Here is a 16,047-nt window from a genome sequence, read left to right on the forward strand (position 1 = left end):
GAACAATAAGCCCGCGACCAACGCAGCGAGGCGGCCATCCTCCCAAATCAAAGCGACTTCTTCAACAAAATAAGCCCGTCTTGTAGATTTTCTGGAACGCAGCGAAGGGCTGCTATGCAAAGATAGGGCTACGAACCTCATCAGCCGGTTTGGGTTCGAAGTGCATTTGTGGCTGCGCTACGCGAGGTGGCTTGCGCTTGCATGGCAAAAGAGCTCTGTTGAAAAGCCTAGAAGATCCGCTGTGCTGCAAAAGGCGGTCGAGGCCCCGCATCTGTCATGCAATCCCATGATGTGCAACCAACTCTGTGCGGAACGGTTCAAGTGAAATGAGGAAGCCAATGAGAATTACCACAGTTGCATTGTTGGCCTTTTGGGCTGCGTTCGTTTCAATGACGACGACGCTTCGGGCAACTGCGGGTGAGCATAACGCAGGGGTGCAGCAGATCGCAATTCCCGCGCCAGAACGCGGAACTCATATTGATGTGACCATCTGGTATCCGGCATCTTCGGGGGGCGAGACTGTCCTCCTTGGCGACAGTGTTTTCTTCGAGGGAACCGAAGCAGTGCGAGATGCGCCAGTCTCAACTGGGCGGTTCCCCGTCATCCTCCTTTCGCATGGTGCGGGTCTGGCTGGACGTGCGGAGGCGATGAGTTGGCTTGCTACGGCGCTCGCCAAACAAGGCTTTATCGTGGCTGCTCCTACGCACCCTGGCAATACCGGCCCGGACCGTTCTGCGGCGGAGACAATGAAGCTTTGGCTGAGACCGCCCGACTTATCGGAGACTCTTAACGCCATCGAAAAAAGCCAGGCTTTCCAAGCCCATATTGAAGCCGACAGAATCGGCGTTGTGGGGCTGTCGATGGGCGGCAATACTGCCCTTTCTATCGCGGGCGCTCGCCTCGATTACGAGCTTCTGGCAAGCTATTGCGACACGAATGATCTTAACGCATCGCTGTGCGATTGGGTGCGCCTAAGTGGCGTCGATCTGCGCGAGATGGACAAGGAGGCCGCCAGTAGGGACAATCGAGACAACCGGATGAGTTTTGTCATGGCGATAGATCCAGTCCCCGCCGACGTTTTTTTGGTCGAGTCATTTGCGGGAATTTCGATCCCAGTCACGCTGATAAACTTCGGCGCAGAAGGTGAAATTCCTTTGACCGCGCAAGCGGCGAACATCGCGGAAGCTATTCCCAACGCCACCTACGAGGTGATCGAAGATGCCAGTCACTTTTCCATGTTCGCAAATTGCAAGCCGGGGGCCGAGGAATTCGCCCTGGCGGAAGGCATTGAAGAGCCGATCTGTGCAGATGGGAACGGGTATTCGCGGGATGCGATCCACGCACAGCTGATCGGGATGATTGCTACAGCCTTTGATCGTGCAGTGAGATAGGATCAATTCACGTTACGGATGATGCGATTTCACGCACCCATTGGACACATCAGAAGGTGACCGGGCTCTAAGCATTCGCTGGATGCATCTACGCTACCTACCAAAAAAACCGCTTATTGAACGTTTTAAGTGCCATTGGTTGAATTCGTTGTTCTTGAAAGCAGTCAAACATCCGCGCAGGGGAAACGACAACTAAGTCCCGCGATATTGCCGTTCACTCGCGATCCACTTGAGTTCCGCTCTGCGGGACAAAGCCGTCATCCGTATTTCGCCGTTAGAAGTCCGCTTTTTTGGGTGTCGCTGTACTAAGTTCTGGTTGTGACGTTTTCATCCCTGGCGGAATTCGCTGAAATGCCTGCAACCGCAGCGACGACGATCACCATACCTAAGGGCGTGCTTAATGAAAAACCACGCTCCAGAGTACGCAAACGACATTTGGGGACTCTAGTTTACTTATGGGCCGCTGGTCGTGCGCCGATATCCACTGAGATTAGCCCAATGAGGTTATTGTAAGACTGTTCGTGGTTTTCATCTCGTTCTCCTGTATGCAAGTCTGCCCAATCTGCCTGCTTACCTTCCCAAGGTTCGAGATGTTGTTTCTGTGAGATGTCGGTTCTGATGACCGCGTCCCTATTGGCGGCTTCGTTCCTACGAGCATTGACGGCGTTGGGAGCAAAGGCCACAGAATCCATATAATGTAGATAGGCTTCATAGGTGTCTGCTGACCAAAAAGCCTTATAGGGGTCCATCGTTTTGTATAATTCGCGCCTTCTTTTGATAATGTCTTCAGGCGTTAAATCCTTATAGTGCCCCCGGTCTTCTATGTAGACGAAAATGTCGTTCAGAGGTGTGGCGACGCGTTCAAAAATCTCTAGCCGTTTTTCGACAAGCCGCTCGTTTAGTTGAAATGCGTCTTGCCTGTCTTGAAGTGCGCTTGACGTCCAAGTGCCGAACAACACAACCGATACTGGCACCATCGCGGACACAAGAATCTTCGCGATTTCCAGAGAGTTCCAAGGAGAGGCTTTGCCTTTTCCACTACTGTTGTCCATAAAAACACTCTTTCTTCGAAAATGTACCATCAGCATCACCTTTTACCTGGAAGGTTCAAGGGCTGTATTGATCGTCAGACGTGGGTAAAAGGTTACCGTGGCAACCACGCCGGATGTTTGAGGCGATACTGTCTGCGCAAAGAAAAACCCCGCCTGAGCGGGGCTGGCGCGTATGCGAAAAAACTTCGCTCGCAATCGCTCTCGGAACTATCTCTTGGCGCTTGCTATCTTGCTCAGCCCGCGTTCATAGAGTTTTGAGAAGCCGTTAAAACCAGACATCCGCTGCTGGATGACCAAGGTTCAGGTTGGGCTCGTTCGAGACCTTCGCCGCTCGGCGATTAATATCGGTTGACGGTATGATACTCGGTAATTGGGTCCCATCGTCTTTACCGCACCTGAGGGTGATTTCGGATCGGTGACCTGCCTGTGCTGAATTGGCTGAACTCAATCACAGGAGTTCAGCATGCCCCATCTCGATCACACCGCCTTCGTCAATTCGCGCCACGACAAGCGCAGCCTCGGTCACCACACTCTCCGGGCCGACGAACCTTTGCGCGCTTCACCAGAGCGCACTAGGTCACCGACCCGTTGTCTAAGGACGACATTCTTGCCTACCACCGCTATTTGCGCGACGAGCTGGTCGCCAACCCGCAACCATCGAGCGGCAGCTCGTCACCCTCAAGTCCTACTTCGCTTGGCGCGCAGAGCGTAACCGCGCCCTGCCCTCCCCGTTCACAGACGTCCGGATCACCGTGAAGATCCCGCGGCGTCTACCGCGCCCAATCGATCGCGATACCCTCAAAGCGGTTCTCCACGCAGTTTAACGCACCATCGCCGTGCGGTCGACGCCGCGCCAACTTCGCAGAATGCCGTCACGCTCCTGACCGTCAAGCTGCAGATCGTCACTGGGCTGCGGGTCAGTGAATTGACGAATCTGAAGGTTCGCGACGTCTCGCCGGACGGAGGCCAAATCCTCGTGCAGCGCAAAGGCAGCAAGGAGCTGATCGTCTTCGTGCCAAATCACGAGCTGCAGGAGGAGTTTCATCGCTATTGTCAGATGCGTTCCGAACACAGCTCCAGTGCATCGCCGCTGTTCCTCAACACGGTGGGACGTCGGCTCTGTGCGGCCACTTTCCGAAAGCGGCTCCGGGCGCTATCAAAACGCCCTAGAATCGAACCCCACCTGTCCCCGCACCTCTTTTGGCACTCGACCGCGACGCTGCTGATCGAAGAGGGTATCGACCTCCGAATGGTCCAGGCACTCCTAGGGCATACGAACCTTAAGACCATGGAGATCTATGTACGGGTTTCAAACCATGCCCTGAAGCGAGCGCTGCAACAGGCCGACATTCTCTGTGCTCTTGGCGATAATGGGTGGAAACGACCATTCTGGGTTATAATCCTGTCCAGCTTCAACACAGTAGCGTAGGAGGATCCCCAGCCCAGAGGTGGAGACGCCCATGTCCATCAGCGGCTCAGGCCGATCCGGGCGATAAAGTCGCGGTGGCTCTGTACCATCTCTGCAGTCTCGGTGGTTTTGCTGGCCCAGTCGTCCCAGGCCGCCTGCGCTGCATCGCGGAAAACTGCGCGGTCTTCAGGGGACCAGTCATAGAGTTTCACACCCTGATCCGGCAGGGTCGCCGCCGCCTCGCCGTTCTCGACAAGCGTATCCATCATCAGATCCATGGCCATCGCCTTATGCGCCACCTCAATGATCCGCCGATGCTCTTCGGGCATGGCTTCCCAAACGTCTGTACGGCAGGCCAGGTGATCGGACGACATCGAATGGAACCCCGGATAGGTCGTATGCTTGGCAATGTCATAAAGCCCCAGGCCCACATTAACGGCCAAGGATGACGCGTCGGCCCCGTCGATGATGCCGGTTTCGAGCGCAGTGAATATTTCGGTGAAATCCATCACCACGGGTGACGCGCCGAGGTCCGCAAATATTTCCGTCTGCATGCCGGGGGGTGAGCGGAATTTGAAACCCTTCAAATCTTCGGGTCCGGCCAACCGTCTAGTCGAATTCAACGATTCCTGGCCACCGATGGCGGCGCCGATGAAGGTCATACCCTGAGGATTATACAGGGCATTGATCTGTTCGCGACCGCCGCCGACGTTGACCCAGGCCTGATACTGCAGCGGTGTATCATAGCCGCCCATTGTATCGGCAACAAACTGGAACGCGGGGTTTTTGCCGGTCTGATAGCTGCCATTCGTCATGTCGCAGTCCAGAATACCCGAGGCCGCCGCATCGAAAGTCTCGACCGACTTCACGACGCTCGCCGAATAGAACATTTCGATCTGGATGTCGCCGCCGGACATGGCGCTGACATTCTCGACGAATTCCGCGATCACACGACCCGACGTGCTCTCGACCGACTGGTGGTTCTGAATGCGCAGCGTGGTTGTCTCGGCTACTGCAGCCCCTGCGAGGCACAGCGCCGTGGTTGCCGCAAGAATACCTGTCTTCTGCATAGTCGTCTTCCTCCCTTAAGGTTGGGCTGGCAGGGTGCCGCCCAGTTCATCCTCCACGTAGACCGTGATGATCTCGTCGAAGCTCTGCTCCGCAACAAAGCCCAGGTCGCGGGCCCGTACGGTATCGAAGTCCCGGGCCCAACCCGAGACGATGCGGTGAATGGTGACGTCCGGTTCACGCCGGATCAGAGCCACGGCTCTGTCACCGGCCCGGCGCCGCAACGCCTCGATCTGCTCGCCAACCGTGGCCGAAACGCCCGGCATCGTCAGATTGCGCCGTGGACCCAGCCCGCTGGTGTCGAGGCCGGCAGCATGGTCCAGAAACCCCACAGCCGCGCGGGGCGAGGCATGCCAGTGGCGGATGTCATCGCCAACGGGCAGCACCGCATCCTGACCATTGAGCGGTTCGCGCAGGATACCGGAAAAAAAGCTCGAGGCGGCCTTGTTTGGCTTGCCCGGGCGGATGCAGATCGTCGGAAACCGGATGCCGATCCCGTCGAGAAAACCACGCCGGGAATAGTCGTCCAGCAGCAGCTCGCCCATCGCCTTCTGCGCGCCATAGCTCGTAAGCGGGGTCAGGTGAAACTCGTCCGGAATGCGATCCGGAAATGGCGCGCCGAACACTGCCAGCGACGAGGCATATACCACCCGGGGCACATAACCCTCTGCCAGACGGATCGCGTCGAAGAGCGAACGGGTGCCATCGAGGTTGACGCTGTAGCCTTTGTCGAAATCGGTCTCTGCTTCGCCTGACACGATGGCCGCGAGATGCACGATGGCGTCTGGCCGGTCTGCAATCAGTCGAACGGCCGCTCCCTTATCCGACAGGTCAGTTTTGACCACATTGCGCTGGCCTTTGAAATCCGGCGCCACATCGGGTGCGATGACGTCGGCCAGTGTCATGCGGTCGACGGTCTGCCCGTCGATGGCACCTGTGGCGGCCACACGCTCGGCCAGCTTGCGGCCAATCATGCCTGCGGCGCCAATGATAAGCAGGTGCATGGTCTAATCTCCTGTCCGGATGCGTGCGATTGCAAACGCATCGAGCGTCAGCGCACTCTGATTATCCGACAGCCTGTCCATATGGTCGAGGGATGCAGCCGCCTCGGCAAAGCAATCCGCATCGAGGATTGCTACGCCCAGAGCGTTTGCCGCAGCAACGACGACCTCCACCTGTGTGGGGCCCATGTTCGCGATCCAGTACTCGGTCGCCGCCCCTTGCCGGGCGGCAAATCCGGCCAGCGCCCCGGATGCGGGCAAATCCAAGGCCTGCATCTCGGCGCCGTTCAACCGCGCCAAACCGCGCAACACGTGAAACACTGGATAGACACCGCCGTGCGCCTCGAACCAGGGTCGGGGAAAATCAGAGGCAGCCGAGACCGCACCGAAAGGTCCGATGCAGGCCCCGAGAGCCACCGCCGCAGCCCCACCGGTGGCGAAATCCGCGAAGTAGCCAAGATTCCAGGCCGCACCCAGCAGACTGCGCTGACGCGGATCGTTCCAATTCATCGCCTGCCGGATGTTGTCGGGGTTGTCTTTGGCCGCTGCCCCGTAAGGATTGTCGCGAATGCCGATTGCCGAGGGGCCAACGGTCCAGAGCGCGCCTTCGGCGATCTGGGCCACGGATTTGATGATGGCCGGATGCGCCTCCCGGGTTTCCATGACCGAGCGGTCATCTCCGGCGTGCACCATCGGCGATGTGGTAAAACTCACGAGGTCCAGATGCTGGACCGGCGGGCGCTTGCGGTTGAGTTCGGTGAAATAGGAGAACATGCCGCCGCCGATCCGCACGCCCGGAAAGGCGCGCCGGGTCGCATCGTAAAGCGCCGCCGCCTCCGGCGCATCGGGCCAGACCGAGCCGGGCAGCGTGCATTTGAGATCCGGCGCCGGAGAGACCAGGACCGTGCCGAAGGGGTCGCCCAGGTCATGTGCGGTCTGGCCAAGCGCTGAGATCTCTTCCGCGGCACCCGCGTCATCGGTCGCGGTAATGACCGCTTCCAGCCAGGGGTCCGCTCCGAGCGCCCGGGCCATCTCCAACATCGACTCCAGGCTTGCGCGATCATGGCCCGCGCGGGGGTCATGATGCAGCACAAGATAGGCCGGGTTCAGATCGCGCAATGACGCTACGGCCTCTTGCGCGGTCCGCGCATCCTCGGGCCGCAGCCCCAGCCCCAGCGGCGGCGTGGGACCGAGCGCTGCACCGGCCCGCAGGCTCACCGAACCGCCCGCCGCGCCAGTGCGCGCCGCGCCGCTAACCGTCACCGTTATCGTCTGGTCGATCTCCTCGCCCGGTTCGATCCGGTAAGGCCAAGGCAGCGCCAGCGGGCGCACATAGGTCTTGTAGGAAGCATCGGTCCAGTTGCGCTGATCCTCCATTTCGAAGGTGTCCCCATCCATCAGCGTGCGCACAGTCAGACCGCCCGGCGTGTTGTGGGTCAGCGCGCGCAAATCCATCATCGGCTGAACGGGATCGATGATCTCGGGGAATACTGTCTCGTTGATCTCTCCACCCGTGTGCTCGATGGTGACAGGTGCCCCCGCGATCCCCTCAATGGGGTGCAGGATCACAAAGCCGGTGCGGTTGGTCAGAAACCCGCCGTGCGTCCGGCCCCGCCCGTGAAAGGTCAGCGTCCCGTCGGCCCGCCCCTCGATCCGCGCGTCATAGGAAAACCTCTGCGCGCTGTCACCTGCGACCGCGCGCAGGGTGACGGTGAAGCTCTCCGAGTCCTCGGTCACCTGCAGATCGGAAATCTCCGGGTTATAGGTGCCCCAGTCCTTGTCACGCACAATGAAAGACACGGCGCGCAACACTTCCTCGCCCTGCCATCGAATATAGCGCAGGTTTCCCGCTTCGAGTTCGGCAGACAGCTTGCCCGCCCGCAGGAGCCGGGGCGGCGGGATCTCTTCGTCGGTGCCATAAAGTGCGATACTGCGGGATAGGTGTGACATGGATATTTCCCTAGATTCGGGTCGAACGCCAGTTGATGAGACGTTCCGCCAGCAACGCGATAATGATGATCGAGCCGATGGCGGTGCCTTGCCAGAAGGGCGAAACTCCCATCAGGTTTAGCCCGTTGCGGATCATGACCATGATGAGTACACCCAGAAGCGTGCCGATGATCGAGCCACGCCCGCCGTAGAGACTGGCTCCGCCGATCACGACCGCGGCAATGGCGTCCAGCTCAAGCCCGTTCCCGGCCATTGGATCGGCGGACATCACCTGCGCCAAGCTGAAGGTTACGGCGACGGCCGCAAGCGCGCCGGAGATGACGTACGGCAGAATGGAGTAGAATACCACCGACAGGCCCGCCGCCTTTGCGGCCTCGCGATTAGAGCCGATGGCGTAGATGGTCCGCCCGCCCTTGGTGTACGTCAGATACCCCCAAGCGACGAGGTACAGCCCGATCAAGAAGAGCACATTTGCCGGAATGCCCAGAAAGCTGCTGTAGACAATTGCATCGAGATCGGGCGGCAGGCCCGAAATGCTGCGCTGTCCCGAGAAGATGAATGACAGGCTGCGCCCGATGGCCATCACCCCCAACGTCACCACGAATGGGGCCAACCCGAAGACCGCGATCAGCACGCCGGAAAAGAACCCGATAGCGGCACCCGCGGCGATGCCAAGGGGAATGGCCAGCGGGATCGGCATTACCTGCAAGGCTTGCGCCAGGATGATGCCCGTCAGCCCGAAAACCGCCCCCACCGACAGATCTATGCCGCCGGTGAGGATCACGAAGGTCATCCCCACGGCCACGATTCCGATCACCACGGATTGATCGAGGATGTTAAAGATGTTGCGCTCGGTCAGAAAGTGCTCCGAGGAGAACGACAGAACGACCGCCAGCAGCAGGGCAAGACCCAGCATGCGAAATTCGAGGCTCCGCAGAAGGCCTGCCCAGGGCGCGGCGCCATACTGCGCCTCCGTGCGGGGGCTGGTGTCGCTCATGGGTGCCTCTCCTCTTCCGATTGAGTCAGGCGGGCAACCTGGGCCCGGATGGTCCTTGGGTCCGGCAGGGTCGCTCCATCCGGCAGAGTCAGCCCGATCCAGCCCAGGTCATGCCCCCGTTTGTCGGTCATCTGGGTTAGCAGTGTCTGGCCTGCACGATCTGGGATGAACACATCGGCACGCTTCTGAATGGCCTTCGGAATGGACGTCTCCGACATCATGGCGGCCTCCCCCGGGATCATACCGGCCAGTTGGGCGCCCGCCTGTGCAAGGCAAATGGTATCCTCGCCGTCCAGCAGGACCCAGAATGCGTCCCCGCCGTGGTCCTCGATCAAGGCCGTCAGCAACGCCTGATTGCGCGCCGTTGACGTGCGCGGCGCGGCCAGCAGCGTCAGCTTTTCCTCGGACAGCCGCGCGGTGGGTAGGTCTGCGATTGTCAAACCATCCGACATGACCACCACACGCTCGGTGATGCCCAGCAATTCCTCGAAATCCGACGAAATCACAACCACCGCCAGTCCGCTGTCCGCGGCCTCCTGCAACAGCCGGTAGATGGACGAACGTGTTCCGATGTCCACGCCCTTGGTCGGTTCATCCAGAATGAGGATGTCGGGTTCCGTCAGTAGCCACCGTGCGATGATGATCTTTTGCTGCATGCCACCCGAATAGTTCAGCAGGCTCTGGTCCAGCCTGTCAGCAGGCAGGCCCAGATCGGCCATCAGCGATGCTACCTTCTGCGCCCGCTTGCGATAGCCCCGCCCAAAACCGCGGTGCTGGCCCATCTGGGCAATCATCAGGTTCTCGCGCACGCTAAGATCGGGGATGATGTTCTGCGCCCGACGGTCTTCGGCGACAAACCCCAGCCCCGCGCGCACGGCGTCGGCCGGTTTGTTCAGACGAACGGGCTTGCCGTGCACCAAGATCTCACCGCCCTGGCGGGGGCGCAGGCCCCAGATCGCCTCCATCGCCTCCGACCGCCCGGCGCCCACCAGACCGCCAAGGCCCAAGATCTCACCGGCACGCACCGAAAAACTCATATCGCGGACCCAAGGTGCAGCGCGCAACCCCCGCACGTCGAAGATCGTATCACTCACCGCGTCCGGGGCCATGTGGCGCGAAGCATAGATGGCACCTATATCGCGACCCACCATATGCTGGATGATATCGTTCTGGGTCAGGGTGCCGGTGGCCACATCCTCGGCGACCACCTGTCCCTCGCGCAGGATCGTGACGCGGTCGGTAATGGCAAACACCTCTTCCAGCCGGTGTGACACAAAGCCGAGCGCGCGACCCCCTTCCCGCAGCCGTGCCATGATGTCAAAGAGCCGGTCTACCTCGGTCGCGGACAGCGATGCGGTGGGCTCGTCGAAGATAACAAGCCGCGCGTCCAGCGCGAGGGCCTTGGCGATCTCGACCAGCTGGCGTTGGGCCGCCGACAGGGTACGCACCTCGGCATCCAGCGGCAACACATGTTCATGCCCCAGACCGGACAGAAGCTGATTGGCCCTCTCCCGCATCGCGCGGAACGACAGCCGACCGGGGGTGGCCAGATCGGGTAGAAAGATGTTTTCCAGAACTGACAGATCCGGGGCGAGCGATGTTTCCTGCGCCACGAGCGCAATTCCCTGCCGCAGCGCATCCCGGGTGGAGGAGAGCGCCAGCGGCGCCCCGTCAAAGGAAACGTCACCGACGAAACGCTGGATGTGACCTGAGACAATGCGCGACAGGGTGGATTTACCCGCGCCATTTGCTCCCAGCAGCCCCATGACCTCGCCGGGGCGCATGGTCAGCGCCGCATCGCGCAGCGCATGGGTTTTGCCAAAGATCTTTGAGACGCCCCGCGCGGTCAGCAACGGGTCGGCCCGAACGATTTTTCCCTGATGGGTCTGGGATTGCAGCATGATAAAACCGTGGTTGTCCGGGGCGCGCAGATGCCGCACCCCGGCAGAACGGGTTACTCGATTTCGTTGGCGAAAACGGTTTCCTTGATGGTTGGCAGCATCTCCTCGATGTTCTCCGACGTGACGATCAGGATCGGCACGGTGATCTCTTTCTCGGGCGTACCACCCTCCAGATGTTCCACCATGGCCTCAGCCGATCGCACGCCCATCAGGTAGGGTTGCTGCATCCCGGACACGACCAGTTCGCCGGATTGCAACAGCGGGACGAACTCCGGAATGCCGTCAAAGGCCGCAACCAGAACGTCACCGTCCATGCGCGCGGCCTTGATGGCCCGCAAAGCCCCCAGCGTGGGCCCGTCGGTCTGTACGAACATGCCCGCCATATCGGGGTTGGAGGTGATCATGTCCTGGGTGAACTTGAAGGTTTCCTCGGCGGTATAGGCCTGCATCTGCTGCAACCCAGCCTCGCCGGTCACGCCACCAGCGGTCATCGCGTCCTTGAAACCCTTGGTCCGCGCCTGCCCGTTCAGGCGCGCCTGGCTGATGCCGACGATGCCGACGGTTGCATCCGCCTTGCCCGCATCGACCATCGCCGCGGCCAGAGCTTCGCCCACACCGTTTGCACCTTCGTAATTGTTGGACCCGATGACAGAGACGAACTCGCCGCTGTCGGTGCCGATGTCCGCAATCACCACGGGGATGCCAGCGTCCTGCGCCAGTTGCAGCACCGCCGGCGCGGTTGAGGAATCGGTCGGCGATAACACGATGCCTGCCACGCCCCGTGCGATGGCATCCTGTGCGTTCTGCAACTGGGTCTGTGGGTCATTCGTGGAATCGAGTGCGGCAAAGCCAAAGCCGTTCTCTTCGGCCACCGACTTCATGCCCTCGGACACATAGCGCCAGAAGGCGAGATCCAGCCCCGGGGTCATATATACAAGCTCGCCCTTGTCCTTCGCCATGGCCGGGGAAGTCATCCCAAAGGCCGCCGCCGTCAGGGCGACGGTGACGGCTTGGGTCACTGTTCTGCGATTGATCATGTTAGGTCTCCTCCTTGTTGAAAGTCGCGATCCGTTCCAGCAATGAGCTGGCGGGTCGTCTCGTAGATTTGGCGTTCGTGAACTCCGAAAGCCTGCACCACCGCCTCGACATCCTGCGCCCTGAGGGCCGCAAGGATGGCGCGGTGATCATCAATGCTGCGTTGAATGGCCCCCGGTCGGGCCACGACCCGGCGGCGATGATCCAGCAGGTACGAATAAAGCGTGGTTGCGAGATCAGCCAGCACAGCGTTCCCGCAAGCGCGGTAGACGACGGTGTGAAATTCCCGGTCGAGAATCAGAAACCGAACCGGATCCTCAAGCGCTGCATCCTGCGCCTCGATCAGATCCGTCAGGCGGGCCAGCGCCTCAGCGTTGATCCGCGCCGCAGAGAGCGCGGCAACCCGTGCCTCGATCAGCAGCCGCGCCTCATGCACATCATCGAGCGCATCTGTCGTCATGGCAGCATAGCCCGTCGCGAAAAGCCCCAGATCCCCCAGATCCTGCGAGGCGACGGTTGTGCGTGCCCCTTGCACGACCGACAGAATGCCGCGCGTGGACAAGATCAGAAGCGCCCCGCGGATCGTCTCGCGGCTGACACCGAGTGCTGCCGCCAGATCCCGCTCTGCGGGCAGCGGGTCACCGACGGATAGCACACCTGATGCGATCAAGGTCGCGAGTTTCTCAGCGACGGTGTGCTTCATGGACTGCCGGGGAACATGGCCAAGACGGTCGTCGAACAGCAATGCGTGCGCGTCCATGCGGCTCCCCCTTCCGGCTGCGCTGCCATCGGCAACTGTTGGACTACTGGTCTGAACACTAGACCAATAGTCCAACCTGTCAAGACGGCTGTGCGGCCGGTCCCATCCGTGCCGATTTTGCGGTTCTGGTGGCGGTGATCTCTGATATGGTGCCGCTACACATCCACGGACGTCTCTGCTACCTGCTCAGCGGAGGCGAAAGACCAGAGAGAGAGCGGATGGGACAAGTTCGAAGACTTCCAATCGAAAATACGAAAGCACTGATCGGGGATGTCTCACGTCAATCGGTCCGTGACGCCATTGCCAACAAGCTTGCGGCGCTGATCTCCTCCGGAGTCCTGGCCGTTGGCGATGAGCTGCCTGGCGAGCGGGAGCTGGCCAATTCCCTGTCGGTCAGCCGCGAAACGGTACGGGGCGCCATCGGCATCCTCGCCTCGCACGGCATTCTGCGTGTCGTGCACGGCATGCGCACCACGGTGGCCAAAGCAGATGTCAGCTCCCTGTCGCTGGATGCATCTGCCCACGGGTTTGACGGCTCATACCCGCTGGAAAGCATTCATGAAGCACGTTTGCTGGTCGAACGGCGCATTGCGGCACAGGCAGCTGTGCGCATCAGTGATAGCCAACTCGACAAACTGCGCGCATCGCTCACCGCTCAGGAAGCGTGTGAGGGCGATCCGGTACGGTTTCTACTGTGCGACCGTGAATTCCACGCAACTCTTTATGGTGCCGCGCACAACGATGCGCTGTTTGACATTGCCATGTCGCTCTACAACCACCTACTGGAACACCGCCGCCGCATCGTATCCCAACCCGGGTCCGTCGCGGAGAGCCTGTCGGATCACCGTGCCATCCTTGCCGCGCTGGAGGCCGAAGACGCCGATGCGGCGGTCAGGGCTGTCGATACCCATGCCACACGCATTTTCGTGACCACCCGCGCCTTTCTGGATGCCGCAAAGGACCGGGGCGCCTGAACACATGCTCTGGCGCCCCACCACCGTTTAGAGGTGCTGCTACATCATTCCGGCGCGCCTGGCAGTTGCGCCAGGAATGCGGCAAGCTCATCCGCATAGTAGGATGCGTTGTACGTGGTCCCGTGGCCCCGCGTTTCGGCGTCCTCCGGTACAATGATCATCTCAGCTGAGGGGATCTTAGCCATATTCTCGGCCAGCATCGGCAGTTCGACCGGGTTGCGTTCGTCGTCCTGAGACAGCACCACCAGCACGTCAGCCGTAATATCGCCAAGCTTCGGTGTCGGATCAAACGCGCGCGAGGCGTTCCACATATACATAACATCATTGGCGTCACCGACCTTCTGCTCGGCCTTGCGTTCATCCACATAGGCCGAGGCCATCTCGTTTGTCACGCCCAGCTCCTGCAGCCGCAGGTTGCCTCCCGAGGTGGCCATACCAAACCAGGCCGACATATAACGCAGCATCGGGGGCTGTTCTTCGTAAAAGCCGTTGTTCCAGGCCGGATCGTCCCGCACCGCGTCGATGACCATTCGCCGCATCATCCAGTTGCGCCCCGCCATCGGCCCGGGCAGCGAGGCAATGGGCACACCGCCATCCATGAAATTGGGATATTCCGTCAGCCATGTCCAGGTCAGCATCCCGCCCATTGAGAAACCGATCTTCACATGCAGCCGGTCGATGCCCAGACCGTCCTCCAACAGTATTTTCTGAGCATTCACCATATCCATCAGGGTCTGTTCAGGGAAGTCGGTCCGCATGCCGTCTGATGGTTTGGAGGATTGGCCCGCACCGATAGCATCAACCAGGATCAGGTAGTATTTCGACGCATCCAGCGGCTGACCTTCACCGTAAAGATTGCCCGCAAAGGCCTCGCCGAGCATCGAGGTCGCCTGCCCCGTGGTGCCATGGGTGATCAAGACCGGGGGGTTTGCCGGATCGCCGATCGTTAGGTAACTGACATTCATTTCCGCCAGCACTTCGCCGGTCTGAAATTCGAAGTTTTCGATCACATGGGTGGCCCGTTGCGGCTCAGGATGGCCGGCCTCCTGTGCACCGGCAGCAGGTGCCAAGAGCATCGCACCAAGCAAAAGATAGCTGATATGTTTCATGTTTCCTCCCAAGGTTGGAGCCGACTGATCTACTGGTCTGCTCACAATACCAGTAAAGTGAGCAGGCTTGTGTCATTCTGTCAACTCCCCTCCCCATCGACACAGGTCTGTTGCACCATTCATGTGGCGCTATCTGAAGAAAAGAGATGGTCTAGCATCCAATGATTGTCCCGCCAGAGCAACGATCGGCTGAAGCTGTTAGTCTGCTAAGACAGGTGGTCGAACTCGTTGGGATTGCACACGTTATCTTGCTCAGAACGCGTGACATCGGGAGTCGGTAAACTTTGTGATGCTAGAGGGATTTGCCTAACTCATGAGCGCTCTGCCCGCTGCTTATCGGCGCGCCCGCTCTTCAATCAAGCGAGACATTTCCATCTCTTGAAACCCACCCAACTCGATCCCTCCATCGATATCGGAATACGTCTACTGGCAAATCAAGACGCCCAAGTGCAGCGCGCAGTTGAAGATGTTGATAGTCAGCCGGTCGCATATATCGCGAAGATGTATGCCAGGCGTTTCGCCGTGACTGCCGACGAAGCCGCTGCTCCTGCACAGCTGGATTACGCCGCATTTATCGGAACAAAACAGGTGTTCAGGCATGACTACACCAAAGTAGGGCCGGAGCTTTCCTCGCTGCTGCAGTCTGCCCTTCGAGCGAAATTCTCGGATTGACAACCATACTCGGCCCATACCTGCCTTTGAGCTAGGTGCGCAAATGCTGCAGTGCGGCCCGTCGAACCTGCCATTCGCTGCGCAAGCGAAATCGGGAGACAGGCGAACTAATGCAACGTGGGACAAAGCTGACCTCCGAATTCTACCTCGATTGGGTTCGCGCAATAGCTTTCGTCATGTGGACTGTCTCTTCGTCTCCAAAGAAAATCCGCGACTTTTCGATGAATCCCAAGGCCGAGTAAAACTGCGTGGCAGAGAGTGAGGAAGATACCTCAAGTGTTTCAATTCCGTCTCTCGCAGCGATCTTCTCAAGCTCACAAACCAAGGCAACACCAATCCCTCTACGGTGCCAATCAGGCGCAACAAAAACTGATTTTACTTCAGCGCCCTGAATTGCCCCAGTGCCGACAATTTGTTCTCCGGCCAGAGCAACCAAAGTCTGCCTCTGCTGCAGCAGAGCCGCAATTGTCTCTGTCGTGAAGTTCTGCAAAAGACGATTGATTTCAGCTCGCGGATAGTCCTTCGCGTTGACCCGTTCAATAGCGTCGCTGATAACTCTGCCGACGCCTTCGGCATGCTCGATCGTAGCTGGTTTCAATGTGAAATAGTCGCTCATGTAAGGACCTTAGTATCCGTTATGTTCCATGTCTCCTTGGGCTTATTTTGTTGAAGAAGTCTTGTTGCTTTGAAGCAAGTCCTTTGATTCACTCGCTATTGTAGATTGGGGGA

14 protein-coding genes are annotated in these 16,047 nt (G+C 59.5%); 4 read left to right on the plus strand and 10 right to left on the minus strand.

The window, feature by feature from the left end; genetic code table 11:
* Positions 1–338 precede the first annotated feature (338 nt).
* On the plus strand, positions 339–1,391 hold the full coding sequence (locus tag Q1A20_RS25100; protein ID WP_299919458.1) for an alpha/beta fold hydrolase: 1,053 nt from the start codon (positions 339–341) through the stop codon (positions 1,389–1,391).
* Between the two features lie 449 nt (positions 1,392–1,840).
* Here Q1A20_RS25100 and Q1A20_RS25105 read toward each other — a convergent pair whose 3' ends face one another.
* A complete protein-coding gene (locus Q1A20_RS25105) occupies positions 1,841–2,443 on the minus strand; it encodes a hypothetical protein (protein ID WP_299919460.1) in 603 nt (200 codons plus the stop codon).
* A gap of 898 nt (positions 2,444–3,341) precedes the next feature.
* Here Q1A20_RS25105 and Q1A20_RS26210 point away from each other — a divergent pair.
* Entirely contained in the window at positions 3,342–3,872 is a 531-nt protein-coding gene (locus Q1A20_RS26210; RefSeq protein ID WP_367180973.1) for a tyrosine-type recombinase/integrase, read from the plus strand.
* Positions 3,873–3,910: 38 nt separating this feature from the next.
* Here the strand turns inward: Q1A20_RS26210 and Q1A20_RS25115 are convergent, their stop codons facing one another.
* The 7 genes from Q1A20_RS25115 to Q1A20_RS25145 are packed head-to-tail and all read right to left on the minus strand — an operon-like array spanning position 3,911 to position 12,563.
* Positions 3,911–4,921, minus strand: a complete 1,011-nt coding sequence (locus tag Q1A20_RS25115; protein WP_299410579.1) for a TRAP transporter substrate-binding protein — start codon at positions 4,919–4,921, stop codon at positions 3,911–3,913.
* Positions 4,922–4,936: 15 nt separating this feature from the next.
* Complete coding sequence (gene denD, locus Q1A20_RS25120) at positions 4,937–5,923, minus strand: D-erythronate dehydrogenase (RefSeq protein WP_299410577.1); 987 nt, start codon at positions 5,921–5,923, stop codon at positions 4,937–4,939.
* Positions 5,924–5,926: 3 nt separating this feature from the next.
* Positions 5,927–7,870: a hypothetical protein gene (locus Q1A20_RS25125; protein WP_299410576.1), complete on the minus strand. Its 1,944-nt coding sequence runs from the start codon at positions 7,868–7,870 to the stop codon at positions 5,927–5,929.
* A gap of 10 nt (positions 7,871–7,880) precedes the next feature.
* Complete coding sequence (locus Q1A20_RS25130; protein WP_299410574.1) at positions 7,881–8,867, minus strand: ABC transporter permease; 987 nt, start codon at positions 8,865–8,867, stop codon at positions 7,881–7,883.
* On the minus strand, positions 8,864–10,768 hold the full coding sequence (locus Q1A20_RS25135) for a sugar ABC transporter ATP-binding protein (protein WP_299410573.1): 1,905 nt from the start codon (positions 10,766–10,768) through the stop codon (positions 8,864–8,866). The genes Q1A20_RS25130 and Q1A20_RS25135 overlap by 4 nt, the downstream gene beginning before the upstream one ends.
* Before the next feature lie 53 nt (positions 10,769–10,821).
* On the minus strand, positions 10,822–11,805 hold the full coding sequence (locus Q1A20_RS25140; protein WP_299410571.1) for a substrate-binding domain-containing protein: 984 nt from the start codon (positions 11,803–11,805) through the stop codon (positions 10,822–10,824).
* Entirely contained in the window at positions 11,802–12,563 is a 762-nt protein-coding gene (locus tag Q1A20_RS25145; RefSeq protein WP_299410569.1) for a FadR/GntR family transcriptional regulator, read from the minus strand. Before Q1A20_RS25145 ends, Q1A20_RS25140 begins: the two co-directional genes overlap by 4 nt.
* Positions 12,564–12,781: 218 nt before the next feature.
* On the opposite strand from Q1A20_RS25145, the gene Q1A20_RS25150 reads away from it, so the two are divergent.
* Positions 12,782–13,537, plus strand: coding sequence for a FadR/GntR family transcriptional regulator (locus Q1A20_RS25150; RefSeq protein ID WP_299410568.1), 756 nt, complete (start codon positions 12,782–12,784; stop codon positions 13,535–13,537).
* 44 nt (positions 13,538–13,581) lie between these two features.
* On the opposite strand, the gene Q1A20_RS25155 is transcribed toward Q1A20_RS25150, so the two are convergent.
* On the minus strand, positions 13,582–14,646 hold the full coding sequence (locus Q1A20_RS25155; protein ID WP_299919463.1) for an alpha/beta fold hydrolase: 1,065 nt from the start codon (positions 14,644–14,646) through the stop codon (positions 13,582–13,584).
* Positions 14,647–15,024: 378 nt separating this feature from the next.
* Between Q1A20_RS25155 and Q1A20_RS25160 the strand changes: the two genes are divergently transcribed.
* Complete coding sequence (locus Q1A20_RS25160; RefSeq protein WP_299410565.1) at positions 15,025–15,318, plus strand: hypothetical protein; 294 nt, start codon at positions 15,025–15,027, stop codon at positions 15,316–15,318.
* A gap of 142 nt (positions 15,319–15,460) precedes the next feature.
* On the opposite strand, the gene Q1A20_RS25165 is transcribed toward Q1A20_RS25160, so the two are convergent.
* A complete protein-coding gene (locus tag Q1A20_RS25165) occupies positions 15,461–15,934 on the minus strand; it encodes a GNAT family N-acetyltransferase (protein WP_299410563.1) in 474 nt (157 codons plus the stop codon).
* Between the last annotated feature and the right edge of the window lie 113 nt (positions 15,935–16,047).

It is taken from the genome of uncultured Roseobacter sp. (genome assembly GCF_947501835.1).
Taxonomy (GTDB): domain Bacteria; phylum Pseudomonadota; class Alphaproteobacteria; order Rhodobacterales; family Rhodobacteraceae; genus Roseobacter.

Coding starts and splice junctions, on each gene's coding strand:
- Q1A20_RS25150 (WP_299410568.1), top strand. CDS start 12,782: ATGGGACAAGTTCGAAGACTTCCAATCGAAAATACGAAAGCACTGATC.
- Q1A20_RS25135 (WP_299410573.1), bottom strand. CDS start 10,768: ATGCTGCAATCCCAGACCCATCAGGGAAAAATCGTTCGGGCCGACCCG.
- denD (WP_299410577.1), bottom strand. CDS start 5,923: ATGCACCTGCTTATCATTGGCGCCGCAGGCATGATTGGCCGCAAGCTG.
- Q1A20_RS25155 (WP_299919463.1), bottom strand. CDS start 14,646: ATGAAACATATCAGCTATCTTTTGCTTGGTGCGATGCTCTTGGCACCT.
- Q1A20_RS25140 (WP_299410571.1), bottom strand. CDS start 11,805: ATGATCAATCGCAGAACAGTGACCCAAGCCGTCACCGTCGCCCTGACG.
- Q1A20_RS25125 (WP_299410576.1), bottom strand. CDS start 7,870: ATGTCACACCTATCCCGCAGTATCGCACTTTATGGCACCGACGAAGAG.
- Q1A20_RS25130 (WP_299410574.1), bottom strand. CDS start 8,867: ATGAGCGACACCAGCCCCCGCACGGAGGCGCAGTATGGCGCCGCGCCC.
- Q1A20_RS25165 (WP_299410563.1), bottom strand. CDS start 15,934: ATGAGCGACTATTTCACATTGAAACCAGCTACGATCGAGCATGCCGAA.
- Q1A20_RS25115 (WP_299410579.1), bottom strand. CDS start 4,921: ATGCAGAAGACAGGTATTCTTGCGGCAACCACGGCGCTGTGCCTCGCA.
- Q1A20_RS25100 (WP_299919458.1), top strand. CDS start 339: ATGAGAATTACCACAGTTGCATTGTTGGCCTTTTGGGCTGCGTTCGTT.
- Q1A20_RS25145 (WP_299410569.1), bottom strand. CDS start 12,563: ATGGACGCGCACGCATTGCTGTTCGACGACCGTCTTGGCCATGTTCCC.
- Q1A20_RS25105 (WP_299919460.1), bottom strand. CDS start 2,443: ATGGACAACAGTAGTGGAAAAGGCAAAGCCTCTCCTTGGAACTCTCTG.